Annotated in this window: 19 protein-coding genes and 1 pseudogene; 10 read left to right on the forward strand and 10 right to left on the reverse strand. The window is 36.1% G+C overall.

Features of this window, described 5'->3' with window-relative positions; translation table 11 throughout:
- The first annotated feature begins 105 nt into the window (after positions 1–105).
- Entirely contained in the window at positions 106–810 is a 705-nt protein-coding gene (gene lexA, locus ACFIM6_RS05025; RefSeq protein ID WP_375611918.1) for a transcriptional repressor LexA, read from the forward strand.
- Positions 811–1,271: 461 nt separating this feature from the next.
- Complete coding sequence (gene rimO / locus ACFIM6_RS05030) at positions 1,272–2,585, forward strand: 30S ribosomal protein S12 methylthiotransferase RimO (protein WP_375611919.1); 1,314 nt, start codon at positions 1,272–1,274, stop codon at positions 2,583–2,585.
- A 525-nt stretch (positions 2,586–3,110) separates the two neighbouring features.
- Here rimO and ttcA read toward each other — a convergent pair.
- From ttcA to ACFIM6_RS05050, 4 genes and pseudogenes are all read right to left on the reverse strand, one after another.
- Complete coding sequence (gene ttcA, locus ACFIM6_RS05035) at positions 3,111–3,986, reverse strand: tRNA 2-thiocytidine(32) synthetase TtcA (RefSeq protein WP_375611920.1); 876 nt, start codon at positions 3,984–3,986, stop codon at positions 3,111–3,113.
- A gap of 266 nt (positions 3,987–4,252) precedes the next feature.
- Complete coding sequence (gene rpsD, locus ACFIM6_RS05040) at positions 4,253–4,870, reverse strand: 30S ribosomal protein S4 (RefSeq protein WP_273722651.1); 618 nt, start codon at positions 4,868–4,870, stop codon at positions 4,253–4,255.
- 170 nt (positions 4,871–5,040) lie between these two features.
- Positions 5,041–5,868, reverse strand: coding sequence for a glutamate racemase (gene murI, locus ACFIM6_RS05045; protein ID WP_375611921.1), 828 nt, complete (start codon positions 5,866–5,868; stop codon positions 5,041–5,043).
- Positions 5,861–6,698: pseudogene (locus ACFIM6_RS05050) on the reverse strand (RNA methyltransferase). The gene murI and the pseudogene ACFIM6_RS05050 overlap by 8 nt, the downstream one beginning before the upstream one ends.
- A gap of 302 nt (positions 6,699–7,000) precedes the next feature.
- Between ACFIM6_RS05050 and sfsA the strand changes: the two are divergent.
- Genes sfsA through radC form a run of 3 tightly spaced genes read left to right on the forward strand, consistent with a single transcriptional unit; the run spans position 7,001 to position 9,352 of the window.
- Positions 7,001–7,717: a DNA/RNA nuclease SfsA gene (gene sfsA, locus ACFIM6_RS05055; RefSeq protein ID WP_375611922.1), complete on the forward strand. Its 717-nt coding sequence runs from the start codon at positions 7,001–7,003 to the stop codon at positions 7,715–7,717.
- Complete coding sequence (gene map / locus ACFIM6_RS05060; RefSeq protein WP_375611923.1) at positions 7,710–8,540, forward strand: type I methionyl aminopeptidase; 831 nt, start codon at positions 7,710–7,712, stop codon at positions 8,538–8,540. The genes sfsA and map overlap by 8 nt, the downstream gene beginning before the upstream one ends.
- Positions 8,541–8,557: 17 nt before the next feature.
- Complete coding sequence (gene radC, locus ACFIM6_RS05065) at positions 8,558–9,352, forward strand: DNA repair protein RadC (protein ID WP_375611924.1); 795 nt, start codon at positions 8,558–8,560, stop codon at positions 9,350–9,352.
- A 44-nt stretch (positions 9,353–9,396) separates the two neighbouring features.
- On the opposite strand, the gene ACFIM6_RS05070 is transcribed toward radC, so the two are convergent.
- The 4 genes from ACFIM6_RS05070 to ACFIM6_RS05085 all read right to left on the reverse strand — a co-directional run bounded on the left by ACFIM6_RS05070 (position 9,397) and on the right by ACFIM6_RS05085 (position 12,339).
- Complete coding sequence (locus tag ACFIM6_RS05070; protein ID WP_375611925.1) at positions 9,397–9,609, reverse strand: DUF3126 family protein; 213 nt, start codon at positions 9,607–9,609, stop codon at positions 9,397–9,399.
- A gap of 620 nt (positions 9,610–10,229) precedes the next feature.
- Positions 10,230–11,003, reverse strand: a complete 774-nt coding sequence (locus tag ACFIM6_RS05075) for an alpha/beta fold hydrolase (RefSeq protein ID WP_375611926.1) — start codon at positions 11,001–11,003, stop codon at positions 10,230–10,232.
- Positions 11,000–11,512, reverse strand: coding sequence for a DUF192 domain-containing protein (locus ACFIM6_RS05080; protein WP_375611927.1), 513 nt, complete (start codon positions 11,510–11,512; stop codon positions 11,000–11,002). Before ACFIM6_RS05080 ends, ACFIM6_RS05075 begins: the two co-directional genes overlap by 4 nt.
- Positions 11,513–11,763: 251 nt before the next feature.
- Positions 11,764–12,339 carry a cold-shock protein gene (locus tag ACFIM6_RS05085; RefSeq protein WP_273791031.1) on the reverse strand — a complete coding sequence of 192 codons (576 nt, stop codon included), beginning with the start codon at positions 12,337–12,339 and terminating at the stop codon, positions 11,764–11,766.
- A 323-nt stretch (positions 12,340–12,662) separates the two neighbouring features.
- Here ACFIM6_RS05085 and ACFIM6_RS05090 point away from each other — a divergent pair, with 323 nt between their 5' ends.
- The 5 genes from ACFIM6_RS05090 to ACFIM6_RS05110 all read left to right on the forward strand — a co-directional run bounded on the left by ACFIM6_RS05090 (position 12,663) and on the right by ACFIM6_RS05110 (position 17,521).
- Positions 12,663–13,796 carry an ABC transporter substrate-binding protein gene (locus ACFIM6_RS05090; RefSeq protein WP_273791030.1) on the forward strand — a complete coding sequence of 378 codons (1,134 nt, stop codon included), beginning with the start codon at positions 12,663–12,665 and terminating at the stop codon, positions 13,794–13,796.
- 114 nt (positions 13,797–13,910) lie between these two features.
- Entirely contained in the window at positions 13,911–14,987 is a 1,077-nt protein-coding gene (locus ACFIM6_RS05095; protein ID WP_375611928.1) for a branched-chain amino acid ABC transporter permease, read from the forward strand.
- A complete protein-coding gene (locus ACFIM6_RS05100; RefSeq protein WP_375611929.1) occupies positions 14,987–16,045 on the forward strand; it encodes a branched-chain amino acid ABC transporter permease in 1,059 nt (352 codons plus the stop codon). Before ACFIM6_RS05095 ends, ACFIM6_RS05100 begins: the two co-directional genes overlap by 1 nt.
- A complete protein-coding gene (locus ACFIM6_RS05105; protein ID WP_375611930.1) occupies positions 16,042–16,824 on the forward strand; it encodes an ABC transporter ATP-binding protein in 783 nt (260 codons plus the stop codon). Before ACFIM6_RS05100 ends, ACFIM6_RS05105 begins: the two co-directional genes overlap by 4 nt.
- Positions 16,811–17,521, forward strand: coding sequence for an ABC transporter ATP-binding protein (locus ACFIM6_RS05110; protein WP_273791026.1), 711 nt, complete (start codon positions 16,811–16,813; stop codon positions 17,519–17,521). Before ACFIM6_RS05105 ends, ACFIM6_RS05110 begins: the two co-directional genes overlap by 14 nt.
- 95 nt (positions 17,522–17,616) lie before the next feature.
- Here the strand turns inward: ACFIM6_RS05110 and gatA are convergent, their stop codons facing one another.
- Together gatA and gatC are read right to left on the reverse strand one after the other, a co-directional pair.
- On the reverse strand, positions 17,617–19,101 hold the full coding sequence (gene gatA, locus ACFIM6_RS05115) for an Asp-tRNA(Asn)/Glu-tRNA(Gln) amidotransferase subunit GatA (RefSeq protein ID WP_375611931.1): 1,485 nt from the start codon (positions 19,099–19,101) through the stop codon (positions 17,617–17,619).
- A gap of 31 nt (positions 19,102–19,132) precedes the next feature.
- Positions 19,133–19,420, reverse strand: coding sequence for an Asp-tRNA(Asn)/Glu-tRNA(Gln) amidotransferase subunit GatC (gene gatC, locus ACFIM6_RS05120; protein ID WP_273791024.1), 288 nt, complete (start codon positions 19,418–19,420; stop codon positions 19,133–19,135).
- Positions 19,421–19,524 lie beyond the last annotated feature (104 nt).

Genomic DNA, 19,524 nt, shown 5'->3' on the forward strand with positions numbered 1-19,524 from the left:
AAAACAAATAAAATAATTTTGATTTGGCGATAAAAAATTGTAAAAGTGTTATATATACATGTATTTTTACTTTACTAATTTTTATTATTTTGATTGGAATGTTGAATGCTAACATGTAAACAGTATGAGCTACTCTTATTTATTCATAACCATATAAAAGAAACTGGTGTTCCTCCTTCTTTTGAAGAAATGAAAAATGCATTAGAACTTTCTTCAAAGTCTGGTATTCATAAGCTCATTATAGCCTTAGAACAAAGAGGTTTTATACGTCGTTTGCCCAATCGTGCTCGTGCTGTGGAGGTGATTCGACTTCCTGAGAAAATAACATTTAACCTTTCTTTAGCACGTAAAATTTCTCCCAGTATAATAGAAAGAAATAAAAGGGAAATATCAAAAAGCTTGAGTCCCTTTGATGAAGAAGAAAAAAAAAATATCACCATTCCTATTATGGGACGTATTTCTGCAAGCGTACCCGCCTCTGCTATACTGCAACAAATAAACAGCCTTTCTCTTCCACTCGATATGGTTAATACAGGTGAGCACTACGCATTAGAAGTTAAAGATGATTCTATGATGGAGGCTGGTATCTTTGATAAAGATACGATCATTGTAAAACGTCAAAATACAGCAATAACTGGTGAAATTATTGTTGCGTTTATTGATAAAAAAGAAGCCACATTAAAACGTTATCGACGCAAAGGAGCTTCTATTGCATTAGAAGCCGCAAATCCTCATTATGAAGTACGGACATACGAATCCGAGCGTATAGAAATACAAGGAAAACTTACCGGACTTATTCGCAAATATTAAAAAATAAACCTTATAGTACGCGATAGATATCGCAATAAGAAGCTGTTGAGTATTTTTTTTATTGTGCCACACGCAATTGACTTCTTCTCCACAGCCAAAGGATGCCCCCAATTCGGTTTATAAACAATCCAGATCCTTATCGAGCAGGTTTCACTTTCCCTTCCCTCCATGTTCTTCACTTAATGCAAGGCTTGACAAGTAAGTTTTAAAATATTCACCACGTACTTTGAAAAGAACTTAAATGCTTTGAAGGAAGCTGTCTTATATCATCATCCTCAATAACGGAATTTTACGATATAATAAGACAAAATTGTATGCATGCATAAAAACACATAAAATTTTGTAGAAAAAAATCAAATAACTTTGTAACAGATTGTATTGCATAGGTATAAAAATAAAGAACATTATTTTTAAATTAATAAAAGCGTAACTCAATCATTCATAGTAATTGTAGGATCATCATGGTAGCACCTCGTATTAGTTTTGTCTCCCTCGGATGCCCAAAAGCACTCGTAGATTCTGAGCGAATTATTACACGCCTTCGCTCTGAAGGGTATGAGATTTCACGTCAACATCAAGGAGCTGATGTCGTTATTGTGAATACCTGTGGTTTTCTTGACTCGGCAAGGAGAGAATCATTAGCCAATATTGATGAAGCTCTTAAAAAAAATGGAAAAGTTATTGTAACAGGGTGTCTTGGTGCTGATCCTGATGCTATTCGCCAAACATATCCTAATGTATTGGCTATTACAAAACCGCAAGCTTATGAAAGCGTTATAGAAGCTGTTCATACAGCAATTCCTCCTGTTCATGATCCTTTTCTTGATTTAGTTCCTCCCCAAGGTATTCGTTTAACACCTCGCCATTACGCCTACTTAAAGATTTCTGAAGGATGCTCTAATCGGTGTAGTTTTTGTATCATCCCTACTTTGCGTGGTGATCTCACTTCACGTCCCATCAGCGATGTTCTTCGTGAAGCTGAAAAACTCGTGCAAGCGGGTGTAAAAGAACTTTTGGTTATTTCACAGGATACGAGTGCTTATGGTGTTGATCTTAAATATCTCGAAAATTCTTGGAAAGATCGTACAATCAAAACTAAATTCTTTGATCTTTGTCGCGAACTAGGCGATATGGGTATTTGGGTACGTATGCATTACGTTTATCCTTATCCCCATGTTGATGAAGTTATCGAACTTATGGCTGCAAAAAAAATTCTTCCTTATCTGGATATACCTTTTCAGCATGCATCACCAACTGTTTTGCGTCACATGAAGCGTCCCGCACTTATGGAAAAAACAAACCGTAAAATTGAAAAATGGCGGAAAATATGTCCAGATCTTACTTTGCGATCAACATTTATCGTTGGTTTTCCTGGTGAAACGAATGAAGATTTTAATATACTTCTAGAATGGCTAGAAGAAGCAAAAATTGAACGCGCGGGGTGCTTTAAATATGAAGAAGTAAAAGGAGCTGCCGCAAATGATTTGGGATTAGAAAATATTCCTGAAGAGGTGAAAGAAAACCGCTGGCATCGTTTTATGGCAAAACAACAACAAATTTCTACACATCTTTTAAAGAAAAAAATTGGAAAAAGACTCCGAGTGCTTATCGATGAAAGTCAAGGAAAAGTTGCCAAAGGACGTAGTCAGTACGATGCTCCAGAAATAGATGGTGTTGTCCATATATCATCACGACGCCCACTGCGTGTTGGTGAATTTGTCACCGTTAAAATCGAACAATCGGATGCCTATGACCTTTATGGTATAGCAGTTTAAAAATTTAACTCCTTCCCTGTCCTCAATGATGAAGATTTCTATCAGCATTGGTTTATAAAAAAGCGATTTTTCATAACAAGAACCGATCATGTAACTCACTTCATGAGAATTTACGAGCAATCCTTACTCTGAGTGTTTGCTATACACTCCCAAAATACCAAGCAGTTATATATTCTCTTAATTTAATGCCTTAAATGACGGTGACGGCGGCGCAACAGAATAAAATAAAATCCACAAGGTACACCATTTTTAATTAACAAAAGAGCAAATCGACAATCGTACTATTTTCCTATTTTTGATATTGCGACAGTCATTGGTTAGTGAAAGGAAACTTTTTTCAAGAGTGTTTTATGCACACAAGAATTTCCTTTGTGATATGCAAACGGATATTTTTTATGGAAGCAATATAAGAGAATTTGAAACAAAACAATCTGACGATATTTAAATGAAAAAAATAAATTATCATTATAAATAAGTCTCTTATCTTAAACTCTTTAAACTTATTTTTAAAATATCTAATTTTTATTAACACGTTTTAAAATCAAAGAATTTCTTATCAAGCAAATGACTTGGGCGTACATTTGTTAAAGCGCGAATCATCGTATCTTTACGTCCTGGCATTTGTCTTTCTATATTTTTCAGCATTTCTTTCATTGCATTACGTTGTAATCCATCTTGACTACCGCAAAGATTACAAGGAATAATTGGAAATTGCATTTCTTGAGAAAATTTTTCCATATCTTCCTCAGCAGCATAAACAAGAGGACGTAATACAAAAAGATCTCCTTCATCATTTTTAAGTTTTCCAGGCATGGCAGCTAATCGGCCACCGTGAAACAAATTCATAAAAAATGTTTCTAAAACATCATCACGATGATGACCTAAAACTAATGCAGAACATCCCTCTTCACGTGCAATACGATAGAGATTACCACGTCGCAATCGAGAACAAAGTGAACAATATGTCTGCGACTCTGCTAATTTATCTGTAACAATGGAATAAGTATCCTGATATTCAATACGATATGGAATTTTATAAGAACTTAAAAAGTCTGGAAGAATATGCTTAGGAAATCCTGGTTGCCCTTGATCAAGATTACAGGCTAGAATTTCAACGGATAAAAGACCTCGCCACTTTAAGTCTAAAAGAAGCGCTAATAAACCATAAGAGTCTTTTCCGCCCGATAAAGCGACAAGCCATTTTTTCCCCGTAGAGAGCATAGAAAAATCATCCAAAGCCTGCCGCATATGACGCAAAAGCCGTTTGCGCAATTTATTAAATTCTACGCTTGAAGGAGCAACCCGAAATATTGGATGACAATCATCTCCTTCTCTTTCCAAAAGATCATCTCTCTCTTTGTTTTCCTCTATTGTCTGATATTCAACTGAAACATCATTCATAATACCATATCCTGCACAAGTAATAGCTCGTTTTGCAAAGACAGAAACAAATATAAAGTAAACTTACAGTTATGTTTTTTGAATTTATAAAAATTAGATACATAAAAAAGAAATGGAACTATATAAGTTTATCGCTATAAAACATAGCAATAAACTTAATATAGAACCATTCACAAAAAATACTTGTTAACTCCAAAGATTATAAAAAACACAATATTTTAAGTTATAACCATATGAAGAGAGAAATAATTTTTCTCATAAAAAAATTATCGAGAATAAAATTCAACAACCAAATTAGGTTCCATTTGCACAGCATAAGGAACATCTGCAAAAGCAGGAATACGTGTAAAGGTTGCTTTCATCTGTTTATGATCTGCTTCAATATAATCGGGGACATCACGTTCTGCCAATTGTACAGATTCTAAAACTAAAACAAGTTGTTTTGATTTTTCCCGAACCTCAATAACATCACCTGGTTTACAACGATAAGATTGAATGTTTGTGCGCCGCCCATTGACATTAACATGACCGTGATTGATAAATTGGCGAGAAGCAAAAATCGTAGGTACGAATTTTGCACGATAAACAACAGCATCCAAACGTGATTCTAACAGACCGATAAGATTTTCGCCAGTATCGCCCCGTCGACGAGCAGCTTCTTCATAGGTTTTATGAAATTGTTTTTCTGAAATATCTCCATAAAACCCTTTCAATTTCTGTTTAGCGCGCAACTGCACCCCATAGTCAGAAAGTTTTCCTTTACGACGCTGTCCATGCTGACCTGGACCATAATCACGACGATTGACAGGAGATTTTGGACGCCCCCAAATATTTTCTCCCATACGACGGTCAATTTTATACTTTGTTGTTTCGCGTTTACTCATCGCATTTCCTTATAAAATAAAACACGAGATCTTAAGACCCCAAGGAAACGCGCCCTCCTCTGCCTTTAAATACTAAAGACTGACAGAATACCTTAACATATCAATATGCAAAGTTATCCACGGGACACGTCAATTAATGCTATTTTCTTGAAAAAATAGCTAGATCATCATTATTGGTCTCGTAACCCAAAGTCAACTCCTTTCATGAGTTTTAAGCCAAATCCTTTAAACAAATTCTCCGTTAAAGAAGTGATATTTTTTGATGTCAACAACGCAAAATCTTGATATTTCTTTATATATTGATGGTGTATCTTTCCCGACAATGGTAATAAAGATCTGATATGTTTGGCGATCGCTTTCGCCGGATCAATCCACTCAACGGACCATAAAGCATGTTCACGAAAGAAATTAATCAAAAAAGGATAATGTGTGCAGGCTAAAACAATAACATCCGTATATTGTCCATTTTTTTCCACAAAACATGGCAAGATTTCTTTTCTTAACTCTTCTGAATCGATAGATTTTCCCCGTAAATAATCTTCAGCAAGTCCAGCCAGCTTTTTACTTCCCACAAGCTGAACATGACACTGTCCAGCAAAAGAGTTAATTAATTCATTTGTATAAGCACGTTTAACTGTTCCAGGAGTCGCTAATACGGAAATAAAACCAGATTTTGTTTGTTCAGCAGCTGATTTAATTGCAGGAACCGTTCCTACAAAAGGGACATGAGGAAAATTCTGTCGTAAATCTGCTATCATCAGTGTAGAAACAGTGTTGCAAGCAATCACACATAAAGCTGGATTGTAACGTGTTAAAAGATTTGTAAAAATCTTCAAAATACGCTCTTTCAAAATATTTTCTTTCCAATTTCCATAAGGAAATCCTGCATCATCAGCAACATAGATAAATTGCATGTCGGGGATAAGAATACGCGCTTCCCTGAACACTGTTAAACCACCAATACCGCTATCAAAAAAAAGAACAGGTCGTTCATCCATTAGTTTTCACACTTATTTTTAATTTTTTTACGATCACGCTCTTCCGGTGCTCTACTCCCCCGTGGATATTGTGGCGAAAAATGATCCAAAGAAGATATAATGCCTCGCAATAAACGAACCTCAGGTTCACTAAAGTTAGCGCGCGTAAAAACAGAGCGCAAATTTGCAAGCATCACTTCTTTGCGTTCTGGGGGTCTAAAATACCCACGGATATTCAAAGCCTCTTCTAATTGAGATAAAAAACCATGGAATATTATTTTATTTGCAGGTTCCATCTCCGCGGCACGAAATGCCGTATCGCTGACATTCTCTAAACCAGTTTTCATCCATTCGTAAGACATTAAAAGAACCGCTTGCGCAATATTAAGTGACGCAAAAGCAGGATTAACTGGAAAAGTAATAATTTCATCAACAAGGCTGATTTCATCATTTTCTAGTCCCCATCTCTCTCTTCCAAAGACAATCCCGGTCTTATGTCCGATACTTTCACGCTGACGTAATACGCTTGCTGCTTCGACAGCACTTTTTACAGTTTTAAATCCACATCTTTCACGTGCTGTTGTGGCAAAAACATAGTGTAAATCTGCAATTGAATCACGCAATGTGTTAAAAATCACAGCGTTGTTAATGACATGATCAGCTTTACTTGCAGCAGCTCTAGCTTTTTCATTTGGAAACATTTCTCGAGGATTGACTAATCGAAGCTTAGAAAGCCCAAAATTTGCCATTGCCCTTGCGACCATACCAATGTTTTCAGGAAGCTGCGGTTCAACTAAAATAATAATGGGACCATTTGTTAAATTTTCACGATTCTTATTCGTTCCTGCCATCAATCTTACCTAGTTTCACTTAAACTATCTCCCTCTCCACTATTTTTACGAAACCTTTTTCACAATACTCTAATGCTGTTTAATAATAACTTATAGATAATCTATCTTTTCATTCAAAGATAATAGTTTCTAAACCTAATAATAAATTTTAAAAGCCATTAAAGTGAACGATGGAATTTATAACAATTTATATAAGATATCGTAGCGTTTTTTACATCAATTTTATCTTTTTTAATAGGGAACAGCCCCTATAAATCATAATCTCAGTTGAATTATGAAATCATAAATCCTAAAAAAGGGATATGCACTTTATTCCCAAACTTTTTCCTGCAAAGCTTATCCGTCGTTATAAACGTTTCCTTGCGGATGTTCAACAAGATGATCAGCATGTCCTCACCGTGTCTGTACCTAATACAGGATCAATGCTTGGATTAACAGCTTTCAACACCAATATTTGGCTTTCTTATCATAACAACATCAAACGAAAATATGCCTATCAATTAGAAATTATTGAAGCCGATAATACTTTGGTTGGTATTAATACTTCTTTACCCAATAAACTTGCGTTAGAAGCAATTCAAAACGGATTACTACCAGAATTAAATGGATATAAAACAATTTTAAAAGAACAACGCTATGGGACACAATCACGAATTGACTTTCTTTTACGTGATGACATTCTTCCTGATTGTTACCTAGAAGTCAAAAATGTTCATTTTATTCGTCAGAAAGGATTAGCAGAATTTCCTGATAGCGAAACAAAACGTGGTGCACGTCACCTTGATGAGCTCATAGGAGTTGTACAACAAGGAAAACGAGCTGCTATGCTTTATATTATTCAACGAGAAGATTGCTCAGCTTTTACAATTTGTCATGATCTTGATCCACTCTATGGACGTAAGTTTGATTTAGCATTAAAATCAGGAGTAGAATGTTATGCTGTAAAGTGTCATGTAAGTGTAGAAGGCATTTTTCCGATTCAGAGAGTAAAAATAGAAAATAGAAGAAACAATGACTGAGTATATCGAATATAATAAAATCCCTTTAAAATTTAATGGAAAAATCCGCATTTTCGATGATTATGCTTTTGCTAAAATGCGTGAAGTTGGTCGTATTGCTGCAGAATGCCTTGATGCGCTTACAGATATTATTAAGCCGGGCGTTACTACGCAAGAAATAGATGATTTTGTATTTATTTTTGGAGCTAAGCGAGGAGCACTTCCTGCTGATCTAAATTATCATGGATACAGCCATTCATGCTGTACATCTATCAATCACGTTGTCTGCCATGGCATTCCCAATAAAAGACCTTTGCAAGAAGGTGATATTGTAAATGTTGATGTAACCTTTATCCTTGATGGTTGGCATGGGGATTCAAGCCGAATGTATCCTGTTGGAAAAATTAGGCGTGCCGCAGAACGCTTGCTAAAAATAACCTATGAAAGTCTTATGCAAGGAATCGCTGTCGTTAAGCCTGGAGCAACGACAGGTGATATTGGGGCAGCCATTCAACAGTATGCAGAATCTGAACGCTGTTCAATTGTGAGAGATTTTTGCGGACATGGTATCGGCCAGCTTTTTCATGATGCTCCCAATATTCTCCATTATGGAAATCCTGGAGAAGGAGTTGAATTAAAACAAGGTATGATGTTTACAATTGAGCCTATGATTAACCTTGGTAAACCACAAGTTAAGATTTTATCTGACGGTTGGACTGCTGTTACCCGTGACCGCTCTCTGACAGCACAATATGAACATACAATTGGTGTTACAAATGAAGGGTATGAAATATTTACACAATCTCCTAAAAATATTTTTTATATTCCAAATTCCCATACCTAACGCAATGTAGAGATGTTATGGCTAAAAAATTAAAACAAAAGGAAGATACTCAAAGTAATCACTTTGCATTAACATCGAGTTCTCCACTCACCCCAGTATCAGAAAGAAAAAGTGAAGAGCCTCAGAAAAACGCACAGCTTCATAAACATTATCAAGGCCATCGTGAACGTCTTCGGAAGCGCTATTTAAAGTCAAAAGGAAATGCAATTGAAGATTATGAATATCTTGAATTATTGCTTTTTCGCACAATACCCCGTGCAAACACAAAACCCATAGCTAAAAATTTGATAGCGCGTTTTGGTTCATTAGCTGATGTGTTGGGAGCGGATATTCACCGACTTCAAGAAATTCCAGGATGTGGTCCCGCCACTGCAGTTGATTTAAAAATTATTTCAGATGTTGCTGGACGTCTTGCTCGTGCGCAATTGTTTAAGCGCGATATTTTTTCATCATGGGATAAAGTGTTAGCGTATTGTAAAGCTGTTATGGCTCACGAAACACGTGAACAGTTTCGTATTTTGTTTCTTGATAAGAAAAACGGCTTACTTGCTGATGAGGTGCAACAAACTGGAACCATTGATCATACCCCTGTTTATCCTCGTGAAGTTATTTCTCGAGCTTTAGAGTTATCCGCATCAGGACTTATCTTAGTCCACAATCACCCTTCTGGCGATTCCACCCCCTCTAATGCAGATATAACAATGACATATAGATTAAAAGATGCAGCAAATGCATTAGGCATTATTATCCATGACCATCTTATTATTGCACGAAATAACCATACGAGTTTTAAAGCGTTAAAACTTATATAAATCTTATGGGATAAAAAAGACTTCATTCAACTATGAATAACGAATCAATTTTCTAAATCAATATCTAATATAGCCATTGAGAAATTATAGGAGAGCTCATCTTCATCTTCATCTCGATAGATAATGCCTAAAAACTCATCTCCCATATAAACCTCACAAGAATCACTCTTTTTAGGACGTGCTCTGACTTGCAATGCTGAGTTTTGGAATATATTTCTAAAATAATTATCAAGTTTTTTTATTTCATCAGCATTCACTATGCTCTCCTGTTTTTTTGAAACGATTAAAATAATTGCGTGTCGTGCAAATAAGACACTCTTATGATTCTGTAAAGTCAGTAAAAAAGCATAATCTGAATATTTACTTAATATTACATATATTCACAACGTTCTTTATACATTCATAAAGAACGTTTACAAAAGGAGTCTATCATTATTAAATATACCCGTATAGATTAAAAAATGGCAAAAAAAAAACTGTATATTTTTAATAATTTTACTTTATCTCCAATTTTAGCATCTGTATTTAAAATGCATATTCGTAAGAATAAATTGATCAATAATTTATAATTTTGTTTATTTTATAAAAAATATAAATAAAAATATTTTTTATTTAAAACTACATTTTTTAGCAAAAAATATTTATTACATCATTCGAAAATAATTCTTTTTAATAACCTTTAAAGTATAATTATCTAATCTTAGAAGAATTACGTCTCTGAAAAATATACAAAATAAGCTAATAAGAGTTTATTTTTCTTTTCATTTTTTATAAAAACTTACGTCACAACAGAAAGATTTTTTAATAAGCTTTTTTCAATTTATACGAAATAAAAATATTGGGTATTTCTGTAAATTCTAAAAGCTATGAAGAGTTCTTATTTTATAGGATAACGAGAAAGAAAATCGATAACGCCTTTTTTATAAACTTTATCGCCTACAGCAAGCATATGATCTCGATCAGGAATTGATAAAGCTTCACCACAAGGCAACAAGGCTGCCAATGGCTCTGCATCACCGCCAATTTCATCTAATGAACCAACGGCAACAAGTGCTGGTTGTTTGATTTTGTAAACTTCAGACGCCGTTAACTCCTGTTTTGATGTAATGATACAAGCAGCAAGAGCACGCCTATCGCTTTTCGTTTGATCTGCAAATTTACGGAACATTAAACCGCGCGTATTGGTAATAGTGGAAATATCTTCTGCTAAAAGGGCCTCAGCAACAGGCTCCCAATTTCCTGCTCCCGTCACCATACCAATACCTAAACCACCAAAAATAACACTGTGTACATATGTTGGATGCAAAAGAGCCATGAAAGCACTAATACGAGCCCCCATAGAATATCCCATAACATGGGCTTTAGATAACTCTAAATGCTGCAGTAACTTTACTGCGTCGCCAGCCATAGCTTGAGGTGTATAAAAGATAGGATCATAACTTTTAACTGAATCTCCGTGACCGCGATTATCAAGAGCAATAACACGATATCCTGCTTCAGTGAGAATACGAAACCAACCCGTTGCATACCAATTCACCCGTGCAGAAGATCCAAAACCATGGATCAACAAAATAGGCGCGCCCTGCCCTTCTTCTCGATAAGCAAATCGCAAACCATTATATTCAAAAAAACGAATATCTTCAGCGGTCATTTTTTATTGCACTTTCCACAAAGTACAGGATGAATAACACGTTGTCCTTTTTGGATCTTTTTTTTAGAAACTTCACCAGCGTTAATTTCAAGTGCAAAAGCTGCAGGAACTTCTGATGAAATGGTATTTGTTGAAAGTGGCGAAGTATTTTCAATAATCGATACAATAATTCCCTCAGAGTTTAAGAAAATCATATCTAAAGGTAAAGGCGTATTTGCCATCCACATAAAAATTTTCTGCTCATCTCCGGATCGAGAACTTTTTAGCTGCTTAAAAAGCATTGCACGATCGCGTGGAAAATCAGTTCGATACATTAAACCAGCTGCTGCTTGAGATGGCGTAAAAGCAATCTCTACCTTATAAAAAACCGGACCTTGCTTTGTATGTATTTCTAAAGGAATCGGATGCACAGGAATCTCTATGGGCTCCTTTGCTACAACAACAGGCATATCTAACATAAAAAGCATCACCAATAAAACAATATACCCCTTTTTAAAAGGCTTTAACATTCTTGTCTCCACCACAGAAAAATTTTAAATTTTGTTTCTAAAATAAAAAGTACCAGAGTTTAAAAGTCAAAAAAAAAGGAGGATTGCTTCCTTGTTATTTTCTAGTTTTTTCAACGTAATATGCGAAATTTTCTTCATTTGGTTTATGGATTAACGAGAGCCATATTTTCTTTAAAAATCTACCTCTATAGCAATTTACGGAATAACCATCTTTAAAAATATAGAAAACACACTGATTTCACTCGTGAAATTCAATGCGTAGCTAAAGGAATGCCTATGTCCGGATAAATCTCTGCTGTCATTAAACCTTTTTCTCCTTTACCAAAACGTACAAGAACAACTTGGCCGGAACGAAGCTCTGCTAAACCAAAACGGCGCAATGTTTCCATATGAATAAAAATATCTTCTGTTCCTTGCCCTCGGCTAAGAAAACCGTATCCTTTGTCACGATTAAACCATTTAACAATTGCTCGTTCTAGTCCACTTTCTGGAGTAACAACAACATGGGTACGGGCAGGAACTTCTGATGGATGAATTGCTGAAGAACAATCTATGGATTTCACCTGAACGCACTTTAACCCTCGTTCAGTTTTTTCCACAGCACAAATGACTTTAGCTCCCTCTAAAGCTGTTTGAAAACCATCCCTTCGCATTACCGTAACATGCAATAATATATCTGGAAAATGAGGTAAATCAGGTACAATAAATCCATACCCCTTACTACCATCAAACCACTTAATGACACCACTGATTTCGATAATCTCCCCACAAGCACCTATACTATCCTCAGATGGGGAACAATCCTTTAATGCATCCTTACTCGTCATAATAACGTGATCCTGTAGCTTATAAATTGTACGATATTGATTCTCTAGGTTTAAGTAAACATTGCTCTTGTATCAACACGCAAGCCCCAAGATAAGATTTCCCCACATTGTCGTATCTTCTATGTTAATGTCAGAGAATATCAACGTGAATATTTATAAAACTATTTGATTGTACACTTTACATACCTTACAAGAAGTGCCCTACAAAAGAGATCATATAAAAGTTTTTTTACATAATGATATTTTGATTAATGTGTAACTTGCATGATGAAGAAGTTCAATATAAGGTGAAAAAACGACAATTCAATTAAGGAAAATGCGCAATGCAATTGAAGAAAATCCTTACGATAATCGCAGCATTTATGGCATTTACAGCAAATGTTTATGCGAGTGAACCTATTAAGATTGGTGTTTATCTTCCATTAAGTGGTCAAAATGCATTTGGAGGTCAGCTTGAAATTAGAGGTATAGAATTAGCCCATAAAAAAGTTCCAGAAATTTTAGGACGTAAAGTAGAACTTGTTATTATTGATAATAAGTCTGATAAAGTAGAAGCGGCTAATGCTGTTATGCGTTTAACAGCAAGTGAAAAAGTGAGTGGAATCATTGGTAGCTATGGTTCTTCGCTCTCGTTAGCAGGTGGTGAAATATCTGAAAAGGCAAAGACTCCAACCATTGCAACGTCCTCAACAAGTCCCCTTGTTACACAGGGTAAAAAATATTACTTTCGTGCTTGCTTTATTGATTCCTATCAAGGAGTAGGAATCGCAACTTATGTAAGCCAAACTTTACACGCAAAAAAGGCTGCTATCCTTAAAGATATTTCAAGCGATTATGCTATTGGTCTTGCAAGTTATTTTACGCGTGCTTTCAAAAAATTAGGTGGTGAAGTTATCTCAAATTTAAATTATAATTCTGGAGATCAGGACTTTTCAGCTGTTCTCACGCAAATTATCGCCCAGAAACCTGATATCTTATTCATTCCATCTTACTTTTCTGAAGGTGCTATCATCATGAAACAAGCACGAGAATTAGGGGCTAAATTTCAAATTATGGGTGGAGATGCTATGGATAATCCAGAAACCATTACGATTGCAGGAAAAGCTGCAGAAGGTTTCTTACATACGACACTTCCCTATAGTGAGGATATGCCAAATATGTCAGTAGCTGCGCAAGAATTCACAAAAGAATGGAAAAAAGCTTACCCAGACAAAGAGCCAAATATCAATTCTGTTTTGGGATACACGAGTTATATGATGTTCATGAAGGCTATTGAAAATGCTGGTAGCACTGATCGTGAAAAAATTACTATCGCACTTAGCCAATTAAAAGATTTTCCTACCCCCTTTGGGGATATGTCAATGGATGAAAATCATAATCCTAAAATTCCTATTGGTATCATTAAAATACAGGATGGAAAACGTGTTTATTTAGAAGAAGTTAAACCTGCTTTTTAATTAAAAAGTTGTGCTTATTAAAATGCAAGAATTGGTTGAGGATCTTTTTCTCAACCAAAAACTTAGAAATTTCTTATTGTCCTATGTAAATTAACAAATGTGGAAGGATGAGAGATGAGCACTGAAATGTTCATCCAGTACTTTTTTAATGCACTGGCATTGGGATCTCTTTATGGGCTTATTGCTATTGGCTACACCATGGTCTACGGTATACTGAGACTCATTAATTTTGCTCACGGTGATATCTTTATGCTGGGAGCATATTTTGTTTTCTTTTCCACAATTGGCTTTATGCCTGCTTGGGCAGCTTTTCTTCTTTTGTTCCTTGCTGCTCTTGTTTATTATTCGGTCTTTATAGGCTTTAAAAGGCGTCCTCCAATTTATTGGATTGCTGCTTTTTTAATTCTTGCGCTAGGATTTGTTTATTATTTTAAAATTTCCCCGCAAGACTTTACACCGATTTGGGTTTTAGCTCTTTGTTTTTCCATTTTTATTACAAGTGCTGTGGGTGTTGCTGTTGATCAATTTGCTTATAAACCTCTACGCCATGCTCCGCGTATTTCGGCACTTATCGGTGCAATTGGTGTTTCTTTTTTTATTGAAAATCTTGCTACTGTACTCTTTAGTGGTGTTCCGAAAGGTGTACAACAGCCAGACTTTCTTGTAACACCATTTTTATGGCATCTAGGATCAGGAGCAGATGGTATCATCAGAATTGCTCCCATGTCTCTGATCGTTCCCTTTGTGTCATTAATTCTTATTTTATTACTATTATGGATTATCCATAAAACAAAACCGGGTCTTGCTATGCGCGCAATCTCCCATGATATTGAAACAACACGTTTGATGGGTGTGTCTGTCAATAAAGTTATTGCGTTTACATTTGGAATAGGCTCAGCTCTTGCCGCCATAGCAGGCATTATGTGGTCTTTACGTTATCCTCAAATTCAGCCTTATATGGGTGTTCTTCCTGGTCTCAAAGCATTTATTGCTGCTGTTATCGGAGGTATTGGTTCGATACCAGGAGCAATGTTGGGAGGATTGTTATTAGGGTTTATTGAAATTATGATTATCGCATTTTTCCCCGCGCTATCTGGATATCGAGATGCCTTCGCTTTCATTTTATTGATTCTGATTCTATTGATATTGCCCACAGGATTAATGGGTAAAAGAAATCAGGAGAAAATCTAATGGCAAAGTCAGCGACAACTGTTTTATCGTGTATAAGTGTTTTAGTTCTCATAGGTTTTTTATTTTATGCTGATAGCCATTTTAATGACTATACGCTTCGTATCATCAATCTGATTGCTATTAATGCGATATTGGCAATTTCGCTTAATTTGATTTACGGTTTCACAGGTATGTTTTCTCTTGGACATGCTGGATTTATGGCTATTGGTGCTTATGTTTGCGCAATTTTACTTCTTTCCCCTGAACAAAAAGAAATGATGTGGATTCTTGATCCTATTGCTGAACCATTATATCATTTGCAGTTACCTTTTTTTATCGCTGTTGTCGTAAGTGGTTTGTGTGCTGCTGTTGTAGGTTTATTAATTGCTTTACCAATATTGCGTCTTGGTGGCGATTATCTTGGAATTGCAACATTAGGTTTTGCGGAAATTATTCGCATTGTCATTACGAACGCAACATCGCTCACAAATGGCTCTTTGGGAATCAAAGGAATACCTCAAAATGCAACATTATGGTGGAACTATGGTTGGCTAGCATTTACAGTTCTCTTTATTGTCCTCTTACTGCAAAGCAATACTGGTAACGTATTACGTGCTATCCGTGATGATGAAATAGCTGCGAAAACTATGGGAATTAATGCTTTTTTCTACCGTAGTTTTTCCTTTACTGTTGGAGCATTTTTTGCAGGTATAGGTGGCGCATTAATGGCGGCTCTTATTTCAACCATTGATCCAAAAATGTTTAATTTTCTTCTGACTTTTAATATTTTAATGATTGTTGTTGCTGGTGGTCTCGGTTCAATTACAGGGAGCATTATTGGCAGCATTATTATTACAGTCATGCTTGAATGGCTTCGTATCATTGAAAGTCCATTTGACTTAGGTTTTATACATATTCCAGAAACCCCAGGGCTTCGTATGGTTGTTTTTTCTCTTTTATTGCTGGTAATTATCTTGTTTTGGAGAAAAGGGTTAATGGGACAACGAGAATTTTCATGGAATGGAATTTATAGCTTTTTGACACGCAAAAAGCTTTCTAATACTGAGGGAAAGCTATGAACGACAATATCCTTTCACTCAATAATATTGTAATGCGTTTTGGCGGATTAGTTGCTGTAAATAATGTTAATATGGCAATTAAACGAGGAAGTATTACTGGATTAATTGGTCCCAATGGTGCTGGAAAAACAACAGTTTTCAATATGATTTCTGGATTTTATGCTCCTACAAGCGGCATCATTCTTTTTGATGAGAAAAAAATTTCTGGAGCGTCTCCTTATATTATCTGTAGAAGCCATATTGCCAGAACATTTCAAAATATTCGTCTTTTCTCAGGGTTAACGGTTTTGCAGAATGTTATGGTAGGAGCGCATGTTCGACAAAAATATCCTTGGTTTTCTTCAGCTCTCTTTTTTTCAAAAGCAATAAAAGAAAAGAAGGAAGTTTATAAAAATTCCTTGGAGCTCCTTGAACAGCTACAACTTGATCATCTTGCCAATCAATCGGCAACAGCTTTACCTTATGGTGTGCAACGACGTCTAGAAATTGCACGTGCGTTAGCCACAAAGCCCAAATTGCTTCTTCTTGATGAACCTGTTGCTGGCATGAATCCACAAGAAAGTGAAGATCTTAGAAAATTCATAGCAAAAGTGCAAAAAGACTTTGATCTTACAATTCTTCTTATTGAGCACGATATGAAAGTGGTTATGGGGCTTTGCCAACATATTTTGGTTATGGAATATGGCTGTTGCATTGCCAGTGGTACACCAGATGAAATTCGTAATAACCCTAAAGTTATTGAAGCTTATCTTGGCGGAGATGTTTATGGATATTCTTAAAATAAAAAATCTTTACGTTCATTATGGCGCCATTAAAGCTGTCCAAAATCTTTCTATGTCCATAAAGCGGGGCAGTATTGTCACTTTAATTGGAGCCAATGGTGCAGGAAAAAGCAGTATTGTACGTTCTATTACAGGGCTTAATCGCTCTGTTTATGGAGAAATTACCTATAATGGCAAATCTATTATTAAAAAATCACCAGAAGAGATTTTGCGATTAGGGATTGCTTTAAGCCCTGAAGGACGACGTATCATGCCCCATCTCACTGTTTTAGAGAATCTTCATCTAGGCGCTTATATTCGTCACGATAAGCAGGGAATTTCCCGTGATATTGAATGGATATTTGACCTTTTTCCGCGCCTACGTGAAAGAGCAAAACAGTTGGGAGGAACAATGTCAGGTGGTGAACAACAGATGGTTGCTGTGGGCCGTGCACTCATGAGCAATCCTGATATGGTCATATTAGATGAACCCTCGTTGGGGTTAGCACCACTTCTCGTTCGAGAAATTTTTTCGATTATTCGAAAAATTAATGATATGGGGAAAACTGTTCTTCTTATTGAACAAAATGCATTTGCTGCACTTTCCATAGCTGACTATGCTTATATTTTAGAGGTAGGACATATTTTATTTCACGGTGAAGGAAAAACTATGCTCTCTGATTCGCGTGTTAAAGAAGCCTATCTTGGTGGGTAAGACTACGAATTAAGGAAATAGAGCTCATTCCCTCCACCATTTAAAAGAGCATTTCTCATTAAGGATGAGAAATGCTCCTTTGTGAATTTTGACTATTACATCCACCATTTTTCTGCACTGAATATTCCTGCTTCTTGTTCAATAATGTGCGCTATCTGAAAAATGACTTCTTCAGAAAAAGGTTTACCAATCAATTGCAATCCTAGAGGTAAACCATTTGATGACAGACCAGCAGGAACAGAAATTCCTGGTAATCCAGCCATATTAACTGGTACAGTAAAAATATCATTAAGATACATTGCTACAGCATCATTTTTTATTTTTTCATCAGCAATACCAAAAGCAGATGTTGGTGTTGCTGGTGTCAAAATAGCATCAATGCCTGAAGCAAAACATTGATCAAAATCACGTTTTACGAGTGTTCTTACTTTTTGAGCTCTTAAATAACAGGCATCATAATAACCTGATGAAAGAACATAAGTCCCAACCAGAATGCGCCGTTTGACTTCATCACCAAAACCAACAGAACGCGTATTTTCATACATCTCAATGATGTCTTTCCCAGGCATGCGCAAACCAAAACGCACACCATCATAACGCGCTAAATTAGAAGAGGCTTCTGCAGGAGCTATAATGTAATAAGAAGGTAGAGCATATTTTGTATGGGGCAAAGAAATATCTTTAATCTCAGCACCTGCTTCTTTTAACCAATTTATTCCTTTTTGCCAAAGCTCAATAATTTCTGGAGACATTCCATCCACATGATATTCTTTTGGAATACCGATTTTCATTCCTTTGATTGATTGACCAAGATAACTTTCATAATCAGGAACTGGTAAATTGACGGAAGTAGAATCTTTTTCATCAAAAGAGGCCATTGATCTGAGTAAGATAGCACAATCACGAACATCTCTAGCAACAGGTCCAGCTTGATCAAGAGATGAAGCAAACGCGACAACGCCCCATCGCGAACAACGTCCATAAGTTGGCTTTATTCCCACAGTTCCAGTAAAAGCTGCTGGTTGACGTATTGAGCCACCTGTATCGGTTGCAGTTGCACCAGCACAAATTTGTGCAGCAACAGCGGCTGCGGATCCTCCCGAAGAACCACCGGGTACGAGTTTTTCATTTGAGCCTTTTTTTCTCCATGGACTAATAACGGGACCATAATATGATGTTTCGTTGGATGAGCCCATAGCAAACTCATCCATATTAAGTTTTCCTAACATCACAGCACCATCTTGCCATAAATTAGCCGTGACAGTTGATTCATAGTGCGGTTTAAAACCATCAAGGATATTTGAACAGGCTTGAGTATGAACACCATAGGTTGCAAAAAGATCTTTAATCCCCAAGGGAATTCCTTCTAAAAGCCCTCCCTGCCCTTTCGCTAAGCGACTGTCTGATTCAGCAGCCATTTTCATTGCCTGTTCTGCTGTTATTGTTACATAAGCATTCAAAGTTGGATTCGCCAACTCTATTGCTTGTAAATAAGCTTCCGTTAATTCTGTTGCTTTGAGATTTTTCTTTGTTAGAGCATCACGAGCTTGCGCAATTGTGAGAGTTGTTAAATCAGTCATATTGGTTCTCAAATTTCAAAAATATAAAAAGTTACTCAACAATTTTTGAGACAAGAAAAAAATTTTCTTCTGTAACAGGGGCATTGGCTACAATATCTGCTGCTTTATCACCATCTGTAACACTATCTTCACGCATTCGTAGAGTCATCGGCATCACAGATGTTAATGGCTCAATTCCACTGACATCAACTTCATTCAATTGTTCTACAAAACCTAAAATAGCATTGAATTTTTTTGTCACAGGTTCTATCTCATCATCGTGGAGGGCAATCCTTGCTAAATGTGCTATCCGCTTGACTGTCTCTTGATCAACAGACATACTCTTTACGCCTTTCTGCTTTTTTGTTTATTTATTGATCTTTATTCTGGCTATACAAGGCTGCACTTGTAAGTGCAAGAATATTAGATAACATGAATAAAGAA

The organism is Bartonella sp. AA9NXGY, assembly GCF_042196845.1.
In the GTDB taxonomy this organism is placed as follows: domain Bacteria; phylum Pseudomonadota; class Alphaproteobacteria; order Rhizobiales; family Rhizobiaceae; genus Bartonella.